This window comes from Armatimonadota bacterium (assembly GCA_035527535.1).
GTDB lineage: Bacteria > Armatimonadota > Hebobacteria.
In genome coordinates, this window is the sequence record DATLAK010000185.1 from 18,447 (window position 1) to 35,867 (window position 17,421).

The 17,421-nt window shown below is 67.5% G+C and carries 15 protein-coding genes; 4 read left to right on the top strand and 11 right to left on the bottom strand.

Annotation, left to right across the window (positions count from 1 at the left end):
* Position 1: 1 nt before the first annotated feature.
* Entirely contained in the window at positions 2–430 is a 429-nt protein-coding gene (locus VM221_13835) for an RbsD/FucU domain-containing protein (protein ID HUT75902.1), read from the bottom strand.
* A 436-nt stretch (positions 431–866) separates the two neighbouring features.
* On the opposite strand from VM221_13835, the gene VM221_13840 reads away from it, so the two are divergent.
* The 3 genes from VM221_13840 to VM221_13850 are packed head-to-tail and all read left to right on the top strand — an operon-like array spanning position 867 to position 4,923.
* Positions 867–2,318, top strand: a complete 1,452-nt coding sequence (locus VM221_13840) for an asparagine synthase-related protein (GenBank protein HUT75903.1) — start codon at positions 867–869, stop codon at positions 2,316–2,318.
* Positions 2,319–2,366: 48 nt separating this feature from the next.
* Positions 2,367–3,464 carry a mechanosensitive ion channel family protein gene (locus tag VM221_13845; protein ID HUT75904.1) on the top strand — a complete coding sequence of 366 codons (1,098 nt, stop codon included), beginning with the start codon at positions 2,367–2,369 and terminating at the stop codon, positions 3,462–3,464.
* 49 nt (positions 3,465–3,513) lie between these two features.
* Entirely contained in the window at positions 3,514–4,923 is a 1,410-nt protein-coding gene (locus VM221_13850; GenBank protein ID HUT75905.1) for an MATE family efflux transporter, read from the top strand.
* Between the two features lie 71 nt (positions 4,924–4,994).
* Here VM221_13850 and VM221_13855 read toward each other — a convergent pair whose 3' ends face one another.
* From VM221_13855 to ilvD, 10 genes are all read right to left on the bottom strand, one after another.
* Complete coding sequence (locus VM221_13855) at positions 4,995–6,089, bottom strand: glycosyltransferase family 1 protein (protein ID HUT75906.1); 1,095 nt, start codon at positions 6,087–6,089, stop codon at positions 4,995–4,997.
* Between the two features lie 173 nt (positions 6,090–6,262).
* Complete coding sequence (locus VM221_13860; protein ID HUT75907.1) at positions 6,263–6,718, bottom strand: dTDP-4-dehydrorhamnose 3,5-epimerase family protein; 456 nt, start codon at positions 6,716–6,718, stop codon at positions 6,263–6,265.
* A gap of 481 nt (positions 6,719–7,199) precedes the next feature.
* Positions 7,200–8,288, bottom strand: coding sequence for a glycosyltransferase family 1 protein (locus tag VM221_13865; GenBank protein HUT75908.1), 1,089 nt, complete (start codon positions 8,286–8,288; stop codon positions 7,200–7,202).
* 87 nt (positions 8,289–8,375) lie between these two features.
* The gene (locus VM221_13870; protein HUT75909.1) at positions 8,376–9,977 is read right to left on the bottom strand and encodes a 2-isopropylmalate synthase; all 1,602 of its coding nucleotides are present in this window, start codon (positions 9,975–9,977) and stop codon (positions 8,376–8,378) included.
* A 32-nt stretch (positions 9,978–10,009) separates the two neighbouring features.
* The gene (ilvC, locus tag VM221_13875; protein HUT75910.1) at positions 10,010–11,002 is read right to left on the bottom strand and encodes a ketol-acid reductoisomerase; all 993 of its coding nucleotides are present in this window, start codon (positions 11,000–11,002) and stop codon (positions 10,010–10,012) included.
* A 49-nt stretch (positions 11,003–11,051) separates the two neighbouring features.
* Positions 11,052–11,399 (bottom strand): hypothetical protein, encoded by a 348-nt coding sequence (locus VM221_13880; protein HUT75911.1) that lies wholly within the window; start codon positions 11,397–11,399, stop codon positions 11,052–11,054.
* Between the two features lie 4 nt (positions 11,400–11,403).
* Positions 11,404–11,610, bottom strand: a complete 207-nt coding sequence (locus VM221_13885) for a hypothetical protein (protein ID HUT75912.1) — start codon at positions 11,608–11,610, stop codon at positions 11,404–11,406.
* 32 nt (positions 11,611–11,642) lie between these two features.
* Positions 11,643–12,128, bottom strand: a complete 486-nt coding sequence (gene ilvN / locus VM221_13890) for an acetolactate synthase small subunit (GenBank protein HUT75913.1) — start codon at positions 12,126–12,128, stop codon at positions 11,643–11,645.
* A gap of 78 nt (positions 12,129–12,206) precedes the next feature.
* The gene (gene ilvB / locus VM221_13895; GenBank protein HUT75914.1) at positions 12,207–13,877 is read right to left on the bottom strand and encodes a biosynthetic-type acetolactate synthase large subunit; all 1,671 of its coding nucleotides are present in this window, start codon (positions 13,875–13,877) and stop codon (positions 12,207–12,209) included.
* The gene (ilvD, locus tag VM221_13900) at positions 13,877–15,553 is read right to left on the bottom strand and encodes a dihydroxy-acid dehydratase (GenBank protein HUT75915.1); all 1,677 of its coding nucleotides are present in this window, start codon (positions 15,551–15,553) and stop codon (positions 13,877–13,879) included. Before ilvD ends, ilvB begins: the two co-directional genes overlap by 1 nt.
* A 738-nt stretch (positions 15,554–16,291) precedes the next feature.
* Between ilvD and VM221_13905 the strand changes: the two genes are divergently transcribed.
* Positions 16,292–17,398 carry a uroporphyrinogen decarboxylase family protein gene (locus tag VM221_13905; protein HUT75916.1) on the top strand — a complete coding sequence of 369 codons (1,107 nt, stop codon included), beginning with the start codon at positions 16,292–16,294 and terminating at the stop codon, positions 17,396–17,398.
* Positions 17,399–17,421: the final 23 nt, after the last annotated feature.

Sequence of the window (17,421 nt, forward strand, 5' to 3'; positions counted from 1 at the left end):
CTCAGGCGACCACGCCCTTTTTCAGGATGAGGTTGGCGTAGAGCGCCGACTCGCTGGTGGCCACCACCGCAAACGCCCGCCCCGCGCGCTCGTAGAACGCCATGCGCTCGATCTCGGTGAGCTTGATCTCGCGCCCCTCGGCGGCGGCCAGCAGGCGGCGGTACTGGTCCCAGATCACCGGCACGGTGGGATCACCGGGGACCACCGACATCACCACCGCGTGATCGTCGGCATAGGTGTCAAGCGGGAAGAAGCGCAGCACCGCCTCCAGCACCGGCGGCACGCCGTGGCCGGGCAGCCGCACCAGCCGCCGCGCGTGCGTGGCCGCCGGGAAGTTGCCGTCGGCGAGCACCAGCTCGTCGCCGTGGCCCATGCTCAGCAGCACGTGCATCAGTTCGGGCGAGATAATGGGCGGAATCCCTTTCAGCATCACGCACCTCTCATTCCGGCCGGCTGCCGCGCGCGCTTGCTTTTCGCCGCCTGCTCCGACAATCCTTTGCACGCGCGGATTGTTGGTCATGCCAACATTCATCGGCGATCAAATGCTTTGACCTCGTGAGCCTGGTGTGGTAGACTGTCAGTGATGGATTGAACAGCGAGAGACCTGCGGCGTAGGCCGAGTGGACTCGCCAAGGCAACCATTTTCCCGCTGTCTCACCGCCCTGGTGTTCTCCGCAAGCGTGCGCGGGTGTCAGTGCCCGCGCATGAACGCGAGCGAGGCCAACGGCCCTCGCCCGACGTCGGCCGTAGTGTCATGGTGACGCGCCTGCCTCCGGTCGCCGACTCCGCCGCGGTTGCTCTCTGTTACGCCAATACACATACGTCGGCTGCCAATCCGCCCCCAGCCGGTGAGGAGGGACGAGCAGATGGCAGGAATCGTCGGAGTAGCCAGGAGCAACGAGGAGCGCCTGATCGAACAGGCGCTGGCGACCATCGCCCACCGCGGCAATGCCGGCCGCATGATCGCATCCCACGACGCCGCCACCTTCGGCCAGGTGTGGCCGCACGCCCAGGCGCAATCCGCAATCAACATTCGCCGCCATCGCACCGTGCTTCACGGCGAGATCCATAACTGGCCCGAACTGGCCGTCGGCGCGACCTGTCCGCTGGAGGCGCTCGAAAACGCATATCGCTCCCAGGGTCCCGCAGTTGTCGGTCAGCTCGACGGGCCGTTTGCGCTGTCCATCGCCGGCAGCGAGGGGGTCTTCCTGGCGCGCGACATGTTGGGCCGGTCGCCGTTGTACCTCGGTCGTCACCAGGGCGCCGTTTGCTTCGCCTCGGAGCTGAAGGCGCTGGCGGGCTGGGCGGAAGACATTCGCGAGTTTCCGCCGGGGCACTATTACGACCCGCAAGCGGGCCTGGTGGAATATGCGCGGCTGGAGCTGCGGCCGCCACTCGACTCGCCGGCGCAGCACGTGGCGACGGAATTGCGCGCGCGGCTGGTGGCATCGGTACGCAAGCGCGTGAGTCCCGGGCAGGCGGGAGCCTGGCTCTCGGGCGGACTGGATTCGGCGACGATGACGGCGCTGGCGCGCCGCCAGGTGCCGGTGCTGCACACCTTCGCGGTGGGGGTCGCGGGGGCGCCCGATCTGGGCTTCGCCAGAGCGGTTGCAGACTTCGTCGGCACCGAACATCACGAGCGCGTATGTACGGTGGACGAGATGCTGGCAGTGCTGCCCGAGGTCATCTACCACCTGGAATCCTTCGATGCGCTGCTGGTGCGCTCCAGCATCACCAACTTCCTGGTCGGTCGCCTGGCCGCCGATCACGTGCCCGCGGTCTTGTCGGGGGAGGGCGGGGATGAGCTGTTCGCCGGCTATGCCTACCTGAAGCACCTCGATCCGGCCGAGCTGCCCGACGAGCTGATTGACATCACCGGACGGCTGCACAACACCGCCCTGCAGCGCGTGGATCGCTGCTCCGCCGGCCATGGTCTGGTGGCGCGCACCGCGTTCCTCGACCGCGAGGTGGTGGATTACGCCCTGCGCATCCCGCCACAGATGAAGATCAGCGATAACGGCGCCGCGGTCGAGAAGTGGATCCTGCGCCGCGCCATGGAGGGACTGCTCCCGCCGCAGGTGCTCAACCGACCCAAGGCCAAGTTCTGGGAAGGCGCGGGAGTGGGTGATCTGCTCGCGGCGCGTGCCGAGCACCTCATCTCCGACGCCGAGTTCCAAGCTCAGCGCCGCCTCCCCGACGGAGGTAGTCTGAACTGCAAGGAAGAGCTATTCTACTACCGCATTTTCCGCGATTACTTCGGGGCCGCGATCAGCCACACCCTCGTCGGGCGAACCAAGGGGGCGCCGGTGGTGCAATAGAGGTACGGGCGCTCGCGGTGGGGGCGGGGCGAGGCGAAAGGAGCAGCCATGCTGGCGATGACGTGGCGATTGTCGTCTTCCGCGCGTGACCTGGTGACCGCGGGTGGCATTCTGCTCGGCTTTGTGCTGGCGATGCTCGCGGTACGCCTGCTGTGGCTGCGAGTCCTGGGGCCACTGGTGCGGCGCACCGAAACCGAGCTGGACGATGTGATCCTGGTGCCCCTGCGTGGGCTGGTGGTGTGGGGCCTGCTGCTGCTGGGGCTGTACGCCGCGGCCTGGAGCCTCGACACCCTGCCGTGGACCCCCCGGGTCGTGGCAGTCGCGGCCAAGGTCTTCGGCATCGCCTGGCTCGTGCTCGCGATCTGGACCGCGCTGCGCATCTTCAACGGACTGGTGGCGTGGCGGGTCAGGGCCGCCGCCGCCCGCGCCGGAGCCGCCAGGGACATCACCCATCAGGCGGTGCTCGTTCGCAAGACCGTCAATATCCTGGTGCTGGCTCTGGGCCTGCTGTACGTGCTCAGGATCGCCGACGTTGACATCAGTCCCCTGCTCGCCACCGGCGCCATCGGCGGCCTGGCGGTAGCCCTCGCCTTGCAGGATACGCTCTCGAACCTCTTCGCCGGGCTTTACCTGACGGTGGACAAGCCCATCTCCGTGGGCGACTTCATCCGGCTGGAGTCGGGCGATGAGGGCTTCGTCGAGGAGATCGGGTGGCGCAACGCCAAGATCAGGCTGTGGGCCAACAACGTGGTCGTGATCCCCAACTCGAAGTTGAGCCAGAGCGTCATCACCAACTACTTCCTGCCGGTGCAGGAGATGTCCGTTTACGTTTCGTGCGGCGTCTCCTATGACAGCGACCTCCAGCACGTCGAGGATGTCACCATCGCCCTCGCCAAGCAGGTCATGCAGGCGGTGGAAGGCTCCGCCACCGACTGGGAGCCGGTGGTGCGCTGGAAGGAATTCGGCGACTCCGCCATCACCTTCGTGGTGGTGCTGCGGGTGCGCGACTTCGGCATCCAGTACAAGCTGCGGTCCGACTTCATCAAGGCCCTCCATCGGCGCTTCCGGGAGGAGGGCATCGAGATCCCATACCCCATCCGCACCCTCATCATGAAGCCCTCCCCATCCGACGCCGGCGCGGAGTAGTCCGCGCCGGCTATCGCGCCCGCGGTCGGTTTCGGGTACAATCCCCTGCGTGAGCCCCGACACCCAGGAAACCGCGAGCGACCTCCCGGCGCGGCGGGTCGCCCGCGATCTGACCACCGGCAGCATACCGCGGCATCTGCTGGCTTTCTCCATGCCCATGCTGGCGGGGAGCCTGCTGCAGACGACGTACAGCCTTATCAACGCCTTCTGGGTGGGCAGGTTCTTGGGCACCACCGCTCTCGCCGCGGTCACCGTCAGCCTGCCCGCGGTGTTCGTCCTTATTTCCGTCGCCGCCGGGCTCACCTTGGCCACCAACATCCTGATCGCACAGTACGCCGGTGCGCGCGACTGGGATCGGCTCAAGGCCGTGGTGCAGACCTCAATCACCCTCGTCGGCGGCCTGAGCTTCGTCTTTCTTGCCATCGGGCTGGTGGTGACGCAGCGCCTGCTGATGACAATGAATACCCCGCCCGACGTGTTGCCGCCAGCTGCGGGCTATCTGCGGATCTTCCTGTGGACCCTGCCTTTCAGCTTCGGCCTATTCCTCATCGGCGCCATGCTGCGCGGCGTCGGTGATTCCGCGACCCCGGTCTATTTTCAGGCGATCTCGGTGGCCATCAACGTTGTGCTCGACCCGCTGTTGATGTTCGGCTGGCTGGGGTTCCCGCGCCTGGGTCTCAACGGCACGGCCTGGGCCACCATCGTAGCGCAGGCGGCAGCGGTGGCGGCGCTCATGGTGCACATCAGCCGCCGACGCCCGCTGGTGCGGCCGGATTGGCGCCACCCCCGCATAGACGCCCCGACGGCCTGGCTGCTGGTGAGGATCGGCTTTCCGGCGATGATCCAGCAGTCCGTGGTGTCGGTGAGCCTGGTGGTCATCGTCAGCCTCGTGAGCGCCTTCGGGGCGAGCGCCGATGCCGCCTTCGGCGCGGCCATTCGCATTGACCAGGTCGCGTTTCTGCCGGCGCTGACCATGGGCATGGCGATTTCGACCCTCGCCGGACAGAACATCGGCGCCCGGCGCTACGCGCGCGTCAGCGACGTCTTCCGCTGGGGGCTGCTGCTGAGCGGCGGGATTTCGCTGGTGATCTCGGCGCTGGCGGTGAGCATCCCCGCGGTGTTCCTGCGCGCCTTCGTCAGCGACCCCCAGGTCATCGCCATCGGCGTCGGCTACCTGCGCATCGTCGGCATCACCTACGTGTTCTACGCCCTGCTGTTCGCCAGCAACGGGGTGATCAACGGCGCCGGGCACACGGCGTGGACGACCATTATCTCGGTCATCGGCCTGTGGGGGATTCGGCTGCCGCTGGCGATGATCTTGCCGCGCTACCTCCACGGTGAAGCGGGCATCTGGTACGCGATGCTCATCGGCGTCGCCGCCAGCGCGGCGCTGAGCCTCGCGTACTACTTCTCCGGGCGGTGGAAGCAGCCGATCATCAGGACGCCTCCGGTGGCGTAGTGCGTCGTCGGCCTCGGCAGCGTCAACTCTACTGCGATCGGTGCTTGCCGGCCCTGCTTACGGCACCCCGGTCATCGCGCCGCGAGGTACACTTCCAGGGTCCGCCGAGCGACCTCGTCCCACGAGAACTGCCGCGCGCGGGCGCGGGATTTCGCAGCCAGCTCGCGCCGCCTGCTGTCATCGGTCAGCAGCGAGACAATGGCTGCTGCCTGGGCCGCAACATCGCCCGGGTCCACCAGTATGCCAGCGTCGCCCACGATCTCGGGGAAACAGGATGAGGCCGACGCTATCACCGGCGTTCCGCACGCCATCGCTTCCACCACCGGCAAGCCAAAGCCCTCGTACAGCGACAGGTAGGTGAACGCGCGCGCGTTCAGGTATGCGGCGGGCAGAAGCTCGTCGGGCAGGTAGCCGGCGAAGATGACGTCGCGGAGCAGGTCCAAGCCGATGGCCTTGCTGCGCAGCGCCGCCACGTAGTGCGGCGCGCCCGCACCCGCCAGCACCAGCGCCGCAGTGACCCCCTCCGTCCGCGCGCGGGCGTAGGCCTCCAGCAGGGACATCAGGTTCTTGCGCGGCGCCAGCGCGCCGACGTAGAGCAAGTACTCACCCGGCCAGCCTTGGGGCGGCGTTGATTCCTTCGCGTTGAGAAAACGTTCCTCGACGCCCGAGGGAGTAACGGTGATATGGTCCGGGCGGCGACGGTAGAGGCGAAGGACATCATCCCGCGTCGCGTGTGAGACCGCGATGACGTGACGCGCCCGCCGGATGGATTTGCGCGCGCCGCGCTGCTGCATGCGCAGGTCCGCAGGGTCATATGACTGGGGGAAGAACTCAAAGGCCAGGTCGTGAACCGTCACCACCGCCGGGCACGGCAGCAGCGGCGGCAACACCGTCGCGGGGAAGTGCAGCACCGACACGCGGTCCGCCCGCGCCGCCAGCGGCAGGCGCGCGCGCAGCCAGCCCCGGCCCGGCGGCACCAGCCGCATGCGCATGGCGGGTCCGAGCTCCACCGGCGGCCCGGCGGCGAGGTCGGGGGAGTCAACGTAGAGCAGGCACTCGGGCAGCTCGGGCAACCTCCCGAGATGAGCGATCAGATTGCGCACGTAGCGCTCGACGCCGGTGATGCGGGGGGCGCCGAGGGTGCGGGCGTCTATGCCGATGCGCAAGGTCTGCCTCCGCAGCGGCTAGGTCCGCTGTGCAGACCGCTGGCTAGGCCTAAAGGCCGCCATCTGGCTAGGACCTTCCGCCGCCACGGCGGTCGCAATGCGACCTAGCCGCCGGTCTCTGACCTGGGGACGTGGCGGGCCGATTCGTCGGCCCTAGCCATCTGCCTCCGCGCCTACCGACTGCACACCGCCCAGTCGTAGTTGAAGTCGTTGTCAAATGCGTCAACGCGCAGCTCGTCCGGATGCTCCCGATCGTAGTGCTCGGTCGGGAGGTTGAGCAAGTACGACATCTCGTTGCCCAGCGCCATCTGCCCGTGCCACACCAGCGGCGGGATCTGCAGCAGGATGGGATTGGCGTCCCCCAGCACGAAGGTGGCGGTCTGGCGGTAGGTCGGAGAATCCTCGCGCCCGTCGTAGAGGCCGATCTTCGCGTGGCCCTTGACCACGCAGAAGTTGTCGGTCTGGCGCTGGTGGGCGTGCCACGCCTTCACCACCCCGGGGTAGCAGGTGCTGACGTAAACCTGGCCGACCTTGATAAACAGCTCGTCGTCGTCGCGCAGGATCTCCATCAAGTAGCCGCGATCGTCAACATGTCGCGTGAGCTGCTTGACCCGGATACCTTCGATCATGAGGGGCCTCCGTCGCCGCCGCGGTCGCCGGCCGCAAGTGCCCGCCAGTCGGCAAGTGGGCCTTGCCGTGTTCCGCGCTTTGGCGCTATCGGGGGGCAGGGCGGGCCCAGCCCCCCGGCGGCTTCGTTCGCGGCAGTGGTCCACAATTCCTGCCAGGCGGTCGAGGGCGCGGGTTACGGCCATGAGGGCGCGGGATTTCTTCTGGCACGAGGTTTGTTGCATGGGAGTTCGGGGTGCGCGCATGGAGGATGAGGTTTGGGCTATTATTGACCGGCTGCGGGGGGGAAGCCGGGCGGCGGGGCGGTCAGAAGGCGCTCGCGGCGGCGCTGGGCGTGGACCGTTCTACCGTCACCGGGTGGCTGAGCGGCCGGCACGCGGTTACGTTGCCCATGCTGGTTGCGGCGGCGCGGGCGCTTGGGCTGCAGGTTGTGCTTGAGCGGCGATAATTAAGTCGACTGTCCCCGGAATTGGGAATTAGCGGTCACCTGGAGAGCGCTGCGCGATACGCCTGCATCGTAGTACGGGCACACGCCTCCCAGGTGAACTCCCGTGCGCGCGCCAGTCCGCGCTCGCGCAGCCGCGCCCTCAAGTCAGCGTCCACACAGACCCTCACCAGGCCTTCGGCGATGGCGGCTGCGTCCAGTGGGTCCACCAGTTCGGCCGCGTCCGCAGCCACTTCCGCCAGCGCCGAACCGTTGGAGGTGAGACACGGAACGCCCTGCGCCATCGCCTCCAGCAAAGGCAGGCCAAAGCCCTCGTACAACGAGACGAAAGCGAGGGCCTGCGCGTGGTGGTACCAGGCCAGCAGGTCGTGGTCGCTGGCAGCGCCGGGGAGCCTGACGCGGGCACCGACGCCGTACTGCGCCGCCACCTGGGCCAGGTTGTCCACTCCCCAACCGGGGCTGCCGACCATGCACAGGTCCAGCCCCCCGAGCTGCGGCGACGCCTGGGCGAAGGCTTCAATCAGCCGGGCGTAGTTCTTACGGGGGCTGATGGTACCGACCGCGAGGATGTAGGGGCGCCCCTGGTTGGGATGGGCGAGCCCCTCCTGTTCCCTGCTCAAGTGCCACATCGACCCCACCCCGTGGTGCGCGACCGTGATCCGGCCGGGCTCGGTTCCCGGCAATTCCATCACCTCGCGTCGGGTGAACTCGGACACGCACAGGAGGTGGTCCGCTCGCCGGATGGCCGGCAGCCAAGTGCGACGAAGCATGTGCGCCATGCGCGGCGTGAACCATTCGGGGTGTCGTACGAAGGCCAGGTCGTGGACGGTCGTGACCGACGAGCACGGCAGCCAGGGCGGCATCGCTGCATAGGGAAAGTGGATGAGCCGGCAGCGCTTGCGCACCAGCGCGTAGGGCACGAACACGCTCAGCCACAGCGGCACGTTGGCCGCTACCGTCTCCATCGTCGGGGGCACCGGCGCCTGCGCGCGCCGGCCGCGGTGCAGGATGAGGAACTTCTCCTGCGTCGGCAGCATCCCCAGGGCGCGAATCAGCTCCCGGATGTAGCGCGGGGTGCCCGACATCGCCCCGGCCAGCGCCGAGGCGTCTATGGCGATAGTGGTCATGTGCTCCGGCGTCGGGACTGTCCCCGAACGGGGACTGTCCCCTTGCGGGCGGGTACAGTCCACGTAGGGACAGTCCCCGCCCGTCGCTCAGGCGGGGCGCTTGACCTTGCGGCGACCGCGCCGCAGGGTGCGCCGGTCAGCCAGGCGGTTGAGGGCCTGCACGTACGCCTTGGCGCTGGCGTCAATGATGTCGGTGCTCGACCCGCGGCCGCTGAACTCGTGGTCATCCTCGTCCGCCAACCGCACGTACACCTCGCCCAGGGCGTCGGTGCCCCCGGTGACCGACTTGACCGAGAAGTCCACCAGGCGGTGGCGCTCCTGCACCAGTGAGTCTATCGCTTTGTAGACCGCGTCCACCGGCCCCACGCCCAAGGCGGCGGCGGTCAACTCTTTCCCCTCGCGCAGCAGGCGCACCGTCGCCGAGGGCATGACCCCGCTGCCGCCGACGACGTGAAGATAGTCCAGCTGATAAACGCCCGGCACCCGGCGCAGCTCATCGGCGACGATGGATTCCAGCTCGTCGTCGCTGACCTCTTTACGCTGGTCGGCCAGCACCAGGAAGCGCTGATAGGTCTGCTCCAACTCGGCGGCGCCCAGTTGATAGCCCAGCTCCGAGAGCCGGTGTCCCACTGCCTTGCGGCCCGAGCGGCTGGTGAGCACGATCTCGCTCTTCTCCAGCCCGATCTTCTGCGGCCGGATGATCTCGAAGCTCTGCCGCTGCTTGAGCAGCTTGATCACGCCGTCAACATGCACCCCGGAGGAATGGGCGAACGCGTTCGCCCCGACGATCGCCTTGTTCGGTTGCACCGCGATGCCGGTGATGTCCCGCACCAGGCGCGAGCTGCGGTAGATCTCCTTGAGGTTGATGCCGGTGGCGAACCGGCGCTTCAACTCGCGCCGGGTGTCGAGGATGAGCGCGATCTCCTCCAGCGCCGCGTTGCCGGCGCGCTCGCCCAAGCCGTTGATGGTGCACTCCACCTGGGTGGCGCCGTTTTGCACCCCCGCCAGCGAGTTGGCGGTGGCGAGGCCCAGGTCGTCGTGGCAGTGTACGCTGAAAACCACCCGGTCGGCGTTGGGCACCGACTCGCGCAGCCGGCGGATGAGGTCGCCGAACTCCTGCGGTAGGGCGTAGCCCAGGGTATCCGGGATGTTGATGATCGCGGCGCCCGCCTCGATGGTCGCCTCGACGACCTGGCACAGAAAATCGAACTCGGTGCGGGTGGCGTCCATGGGGGAGAACTCCACCTCCGGCACCTGCTGGCGCGCGCGCTTCACCGAGGCCACTGCCAGCTCGATCACTTCGTCCTTGGTCTTGCGCAGGATCGCCTCCCGATGCTGAGGGGAGGTGCTGAGGAAAACGTGGAGGCGCACCCGCTTGCCGCCCCGCAAGGCCTCGGCGGTGCGGTCAATACCCTCGGGCCGGCAGAGGCTGAGCGCAGTGATCGTCGGCCCCTGCACGTCTTTCACGATCTGCCGCACCGCCTCGAAATCACCCGGCGACGAATAGGGGAACCCGGCCTCAATCACATCCACCCCCAACCGGGCCAACTGATGGGCGACCTGCAACTTCTCCGACGTGCTCATTCTGCCGCCCGGGCACTGCTCGGCATCGCGCAGGGTAGTGTCGAAGATGGCGATTCGGGTCTTGGTGCTCTTCCGCTTCCTCTGTGCCGCGCTAGTGGCGGTCATCTCGGTGGGCCTCCTGCAGCTCGGTCATACTCCTATCGCGTCAGCCATGGCATCATCTCGCGCAACTGCGCCCCCACCTGCTCTAGCTCATGCTCCGCCTGCTGCGCCTCCAGCGCATTGAACACCGGGCGCCCTGCCTGGTTTTCCAGAATCCACTCGCGCGCGAATTCCCCGCTTTGCACCTCGGCCAGGAGCTTCCGCATCGCGTCACGCACGTGCTCGTCAATCACCCGCCTCCCGCGCGACATGTCGCCATACTCCGCGGTGTCGCTGACGCGCTTGCGCATGCCCTGGATGCCATGCTCGTGGATGAGATCAACGATGAGCTTGAGCTCGTGGCACACCTCCAGGTAGGCGCTCTCCGGCTGGTAGCCCGCCTCAGTTAGCACCTCGAAGCCGGCCTTGATGAGCTCGGAGACGCCGCCGCACAGCACCGCTTGCTCGCCGAAGAGGTCGGTCTCGGTCTCCTCCTTGAAGGTGGTCTCGAGCACGCCGGCGCGCGTGCAACCGATGCCCTTGGCATAGGCGAGACCCAGCTCCTTGGCCTTGCCGGTGTGGTCCTGGTGCACCGCCAGCAGGCCGGGCACTCCGCGCCCCTCCTCATAGAGCGCGCGCACCAGCGCCCCCGGTCCCTTGGGCGCGACCATAAAAACGTCCACCGTTGCCGGGGGGACGATCTGGTGGTAGTGGATGTTGAAGCCGTGCGAGAACACCAGGGCGTTGCCCTCCGCCAGGTGGGGCGCGATCTGGCTCCGATAGACGGCGGCTTGCACGTGATCCTCGGTCAGGATTTGTATGAGGTCGCCCTGCTTGGCCGCATCGGGGGTGGCGATGGGGTTCATCCCGTCCTGCGCCGCTTTCTTCCAGTTGACCGAGTCGGGCAGGTCCGCGACCACTACCTGGAGGCCGCTGTCGCGCAGATTCAGCGCCTGGCTGCGCCCCTGGATACCATAGCCGATGATGGCGATCGTTTTCCCCTTGAGCAGCCCCAAGTCGGCGTCGTCGTCGTAGTAAACCGTAACCATTACCTACCTCCGTTAGCAGGATTCTGCGCTGTGCCTCGTCCACGCATGCTCACCCGCAGCGACTTCTTTCCGCCCCCTGGCTCCCGCCAGCCCACCGCCAAGCCCTCGCCGCCAGCACGCCGTAGAACAGCCCCACGGCGACGAAGATGCCGAGGTTGATGACCAGCGCCCGGACGCTGTCCAGGCCGAGGCGGGCGGTAAGGAGATTATAGACCATCCACAGGATATAGACCAGCCCGCCCGCGGCCGCCAGCAGCCCGCCCAGAATCAGCGCCCGCCGGCGCCGCCCGCCGAACAGCGCACCGACCACCGCCAGCGCGACGCCGCCGCCCCCTAACGCCGCCGCGACCGCGCGCACGATGGCCTCGGCCTGGCCGGGTGAGACGATCTCGTTCATGGCGCTACTTGCGCCCGCGCGAGGTGAAGATGAGGGTCAGCACCACCGCCGCGATGAGGATGAGCACGACCGCGGGGCGGCTGAGGTTGACCTCGGGGACGCGCCCGGCGATGCTCTGCACCAACTTGGCGCCGCCGTACACGGCGAAGAAGTAGCCGAGCACCAGCCCCAGCGCGAATACCAGCAGATCCTTCGCCAATCCACCGCGCATCACGCACCTCCGCCCATCTCGACGTGCTTGACTCACGTCTGCTTGGCCCCGCGCACGAGGACGACCTTGCCGGTGCGCACCATCTCGACGATGCCGTGCTTCGCCAACAGGTTCTCCAGGGCGCTGATCTTCTCCTCGTTGCCGGTGGCCTCGATGATGAGGGTGTCGGCGGCGACGTCCACGATGTTGCTGCGGAAGATGGCCGCGACCTGCATGATCTCATTGCGCGCGTCGGGGTGCGCCTTGACCTTGATTAGCGCCAGCTCGCGCGAGACCACCGGGTCGCCGATGTGGTCGAGCACCTTGATGACGTCGCGCAGCTTGTAGAGCTGCTTGCTGATCTGCTCCAGCACCCATTCCGGCCCCTCGACCACGATCGTCATGCGCGAGGTCTGGGGGGCCTCGGTGGTGCTGACGGCCAGGCTCTCGATGTTGAACCCGCGCCGCGCGAACAACCCCGCGCAGCGGGCGAGCACCCCGGGTTGGTTCTCTACCAGCACAGAGATGGTGTGTCGCATCTGGTCCCTCCCGTATGGAGCATGGCCGCCCCGGCCGTGTCGTCGCCCGCACAGGCGAGGGCGCCTATGCTCCATGCGCTAATCAATCATCATCTGGTCAATGGAGCCGCCCGCCGGCACCATCGGCATCACGTTTTCCTCGCGGTTGATGCGGAAGTCAATCAGGCACGGGCGATCGCGCACGCGCATCGCCTTGCGCAGCGCCGGCCGCACCTCCTGCTCCTGCTCCACGCGTATCCCCACCGCGCCGTAGGCCTCCGCCAGCGTGACGAAGTTGGGCATCCCGCACGACACGTCAACGCACGAGTAGCGCCCGCCGAAAAACAGCTCCTGCCACTGGCGCACCATGCCCAGGTAGCAGTTGTTGAGGATCGCCACCTTCACCGCCAGCTTGTTCGCCACCGCCGTCGCCAGCTCCTGAATGTTCATCTGGATGCTGCCGTCGCCGGCGATGTCCCACACCACGGCGTCCGGGAACGCAACCTGCGCCCCGATCGCCGCCGGGAACCCGTAGCCCATGGTGCCCAGGCCGCCGGACGACAGAAACCGCCGCGGCCGCTGGCAGGGGTAGAACTGCGCCGCCCACCTCTGGTTCTGTCCCACCTCGGTCGTGATGATGGCGTCGCCCCCCGTGATCTTATGGATCTCCTCGACGATCATCTGCGGTTTCAGCCCGTCCCCCTTGTAGGACAGCGGGTAGCGCTCCTTCCACTCCTGAATCTGCGCCAGCCACGGCGAATGATCCTGCTGGTCGAGGCGTTTCATCAGCGCCTGGAGCACGAGCTTGACGTCGCCCACGATGGGCACCGCCGGCGGCACCGACTTGCCGATCTCCGCCGGGTCAATATCAATGTGGATGAACTTGGCGTTGGGGGCGAAGGTCTCGAGCTTGCCCGTCACGCGGTCGTCGAAGCGCATGCCCGCGGCGATGATGACGTCGGCGCCGTTGAGGGCGTAGTTGGAGTAGGCGGTACCGTGCATGCCCGGCATCCCCAGCGACAGCCCGTTGCGCTCCGGGAACACGCCCTTGCCCATGAGTGTGGCCGTCACCGGCGTGTTGATGAGCTCGGCGAACTTCGCCAGCTCGTCCGCGGCCTCCGACGCCACCACGCCGCCCCCGGCGATGATCACCGGCCGCTCCGCGCCGGCAATGAGCGCCGCGGCCTTCTTGACTTGCAGTGGGTGGCCCTTGGCCTGCGGCTGATAGCCGCGCAGCTCGACCTTGTCGGGATACTCGAAATCGAGCTCGGCCTGGGCGACGTCGCGCGGCAGATCAATCAGCACCGGGCCGCGGCGGCCGGTGGAGGCGATGTAGAAGGCCTCCTTGATCACGCGCGGCAGCTCGCGCACGTCCTTGACCAGGTAGTTGTGCTTGGTGATGGGCATGGTGATGCCGGTGATGTCGGCCTCCTGGAAGGAGTCGCGACCGATCGCCGCGGTGACCACCTGCCCGGTGACCGCCACCAGTGGGATCGAATCCATGTACGCCGTGGCGATGCCGGTGACGAGGTTGGTCGCCCCGGGGCCCGAGGTCGCCAGGCACACCCCGACCTTGCCCGTCGCGCGCGCGTAGCCGTCGGCGGCGTGCGCCGCCGCTTGCTCGTGCCGCACCAGGATGTGCCGGATCTCCTGTTCGTGATAAAGCGCATCCGAGATCGGCAGCAACGCCCCCCCCGGATAGCCGAAGATGACCTCGACCCCCTCGCGCTTGAAGCCCTCCAACAGCGCCTGCGCGCCTGTCATTCGCATCATGCACCCCTCCCTGCGTCGCCATCCGCGCTCAGCACCGCTCCCGACGCCGCCGAGGTCACCAGCCGCGCATAGCGCGCCAACCACCCGCGCTTGACCTTGGGCTCCGGCGCCCGCCACGCTTGCCGCCGGCGCGCGATCTCATCCTGCGCTACCAGCAAGTCTATCGTCCGCGCGTCGAGGTCGATCGCGATCTCGTCCCCTTCCTGCACCAGGGCCAGCGGCCCGCCTGCCATCGCCTCGGGGGAAATGTGTCCGGCCGAGAGTCCCACCGTCGCCCCCGAGAAGCGCCCGTCGGTGAGCAGCGCCACCGACTCCCCCAGCCCCGCGCCGGTGATGAGCGACGTCGGATACAGCATCTCCCGCATTCCCGGCCCCCCGCGCGGCCCCTCGTAGCGCACCACCACCACCTCCCCGGGCTTGATGTCCCCTTTGAGAATGGCGGCGCTGGTCGCCCCCTCGCTGTCGAACACGCGCGCCGAGCCGCGGAACTTGCGCATGCCCGCGGCGACCGCCGACTGCTTGACCACCGCCCCCTCGGGCGCCAAGTTCCCGCGCAGGATGGCGATGCCGCCCTGCTCGTGGTAGGGGCGGTCGAGCGGGCGGATGACCTCGTCGTCCGCCACTGTCGCCGCGGCCGCGATGTCGCGCAGGTCGCTCCCGTTGACGGTCGGGCTGGACTCCAGCGCCTCGCGCAGCACGTGCAGCACCGCCGGGACGCCGCCGGCGTGGTCGAGGTCCTCCATGAAGTGCTTGCCGCCGGGCAGCATGTCGGTCAGGTGCGGGGTGACGCGGCTGATCTGATCGAACCAGTCGAGCTCGAAGTCCACCCCCGCCTCGTGCGCGATCGCCGGCAAGTGCAGCACCGTATTGGTCGAGCCGCCGAGCGCGTTGTCCACGCGAACGGCGTTGCGAAACGCCGCCGGGGTCATGACCATACGCGGCCGCAGGTCCTCGGCGATCAGCTCGACGATGCGCTTGCCCGTCTCGTAGGCGAGGCGGCGCTTCTCGGCGGAGATGGCGAGCGCGGTGCCGGCGTGGGTCAGGCTCATGCCCATCGCCTCGGTGAGACAGGCCATGGTGTTGGCGGTGTACAGCCCCTGACAGGAGCCGCCGCCGGGGCAGGCGCAGTACGCGCGCTCCTCCAGGTCGGCGTCGGTGATCTCGCCCTTCTGCGCCTGGGCCACCGCGTAGTAGGTTTCCCCGTAGGACACGCGCGCGCCGCGGAAGCGACCGGCGAGCATGGGCCCGGCGGTGAGGACGATCGCCGGCAGGTCGAGCCGCGCCGCCGCCATGAGCATGCCCGGCGTGATCTTGTCGCAGTTGGTCAGCAGCACCAGGCCGTCGAAGGCGTGCCCCTCGGCCATGGACTCGACGGAGTCGGCGATGAGCTCGCGCGAGGCCAGCGAGTAGTGCATGCCCTTGTGGCCCATGGCGATGCCATCGCAGATGGCGGGCAGCCCGAAGCAGAACGCGGCGCCGCCGGCGGCGTAGATGCCGCGCTCGATGTGGCGCTCGAGGTCGCGCATGCCGACGTGGCCGGGCACGATGTCGGTGAAGCTGGAGGCGACGGCCACAAACGGTCGGCCCATTTCCTCGCGGCTCAAGCCGCATGCGTACAGCAGCGAGCGATGGGGCGCTCGCTCCCGGCCCTGCTTGATCACGTCGCTGCGCATGAATGTATCCTCGTCTGGGCACCCCGGTATGGGCGCCCTATGCTTGCGGGCGGCCAGGCGGGGCCGCCCCGGTCGTCACCTTGTCTTCGCCCTGCAGGCTGGCCGCGCATCAGAATGACAAACGCCTCTCATCCGATTGGGACGAGAGGCGCAAGGTCTCACGCGGTACCACCCAACTTGAAGTGGCACCCCGACATGTCGGGGTGCTTCACCCCTTCTCAACGCGCGCTAACGGGCGCACCCGGTGTGCCCTGGCGATCAAGACGCGACCGTATCAGGCACACGGCTCCGGGGCGACGTTCGGCGGGTGCACGGGGCCGGCTCTCACCTCTCGGCCTTGCTCGAGGCAGGCCTTTCGGCTCCGCTCGAATCAGGCCTTACCCGGCTCTCTGTTCCCGGCGCTACCGCCTACTCCTCCCCTTCTCGGCCATTGCGGTCTTTGATTGCTGGTGGATTATACCATGTGCGGCGCAGGCGGTCAATCGCGGCCTCAATGGGCCACCTGAGACAGGAGCTCCGTTCTTAGCGAGCCTTCCTCGAACGCCCCTACAGTAGCATGTCGTGATCTCGCGCGGTTGAAACCGCGCGCCCAATCAACATATCAGAACATGGTTGAGGGATCACTGCTGACGTCGGCACCAGTTCGGGGGGCGCGAGCACACATGCTGCCCAATCCGCGACCGCCGGCAGGACACGCCTCGTTCGAGAAGAACTCAAACCATGCGAGGAATGTGAACAATGCCTGACCCCGTCGTGCCTTTGAGGAACCCCGCGCCGGATTGCGAGCGGTTCATCCGCGTGCTGATGGGCGAGGAGAAGGCGGAGCGCCCGCCGCTGATCGAGTATATCGTGGACGATGCCGTGCGGCAGCCCATCACCACCGAACTGCTCGGCCGCGAATGGGTCGGCCACGGCCCCGATCGCGCCAGCCAGGCGGCCCACTGGGACAACTTCATCGAGCTCTGGTATCGCATGGGCTATGACTTCGTGCGGCTGGAGATCGGGTTCGATTTCCCACGGCGCCGGATCGCCGGCGAGGACCCGACCAAGCTCGGCAGCCAGCGCGGCTGGGCGGACGAGCACCGCGGCACCATCGCCTGCTGGGCCGACTTCGAGAACTACCCCTGGCCGGATATCGAGGACTTTGACTTCTTCCCCCTCGAATACGTTACGACCCATCTGCCCGCGGGCATGGGCTTCATCACCAATCACGCCGGCGGGCCGTTCGAGATCGTCAGTCAGGTATTGTCGCTGGAGGGGTTATGTGTCGCCCTCTATGATGCGCCGGACCTGGTTGACGCGGTGTGTGCGCGGGTGGGCGAGCTGATGGAATCGTTCTACCGCCACATCGTTGATCTTCCCAACGTCATCGCCCTTTTCCAAGGTGATGACATGGGCTTCCGCTCGGCGACGTTGGTCTCCCCCGAGGTCCTGCGCCGGCTCTTCCTGCCGTGGCACGCGCGCTTCGCGCGCATCGCCCACGACCAGGGGATACCGTACTTCCTGCACTCCTGCGGTGACGTTTCGGCGATCATGGAGGACCTTATCTCCGTGGTCGGCATAGATGGAAAGCACTCTTTCGAGGACGCCATCTTGCCCGCGCCCGAGTTCCAGGCGCGCTACGGCGATCGCATTGCCACTTTGGGCGGAGTGGATCTGAACACCCTCGCCGCGGCGTCACCGCAGCGGGTGCGCGCCTACACGCGGTCGCTCATTTCCGCCTGCGCGCCGCGGCGCAGATTCGCCATCGGCTCCGGCAATTCCATCCCCAGCTACATTCCCGTCGAGAACTACCTGACCATGCTCGACACGGCGTTGACCTACGAGGCAGGGGGAAACCAGTAGGGGCAAGGCATGCCTTGCCCCTA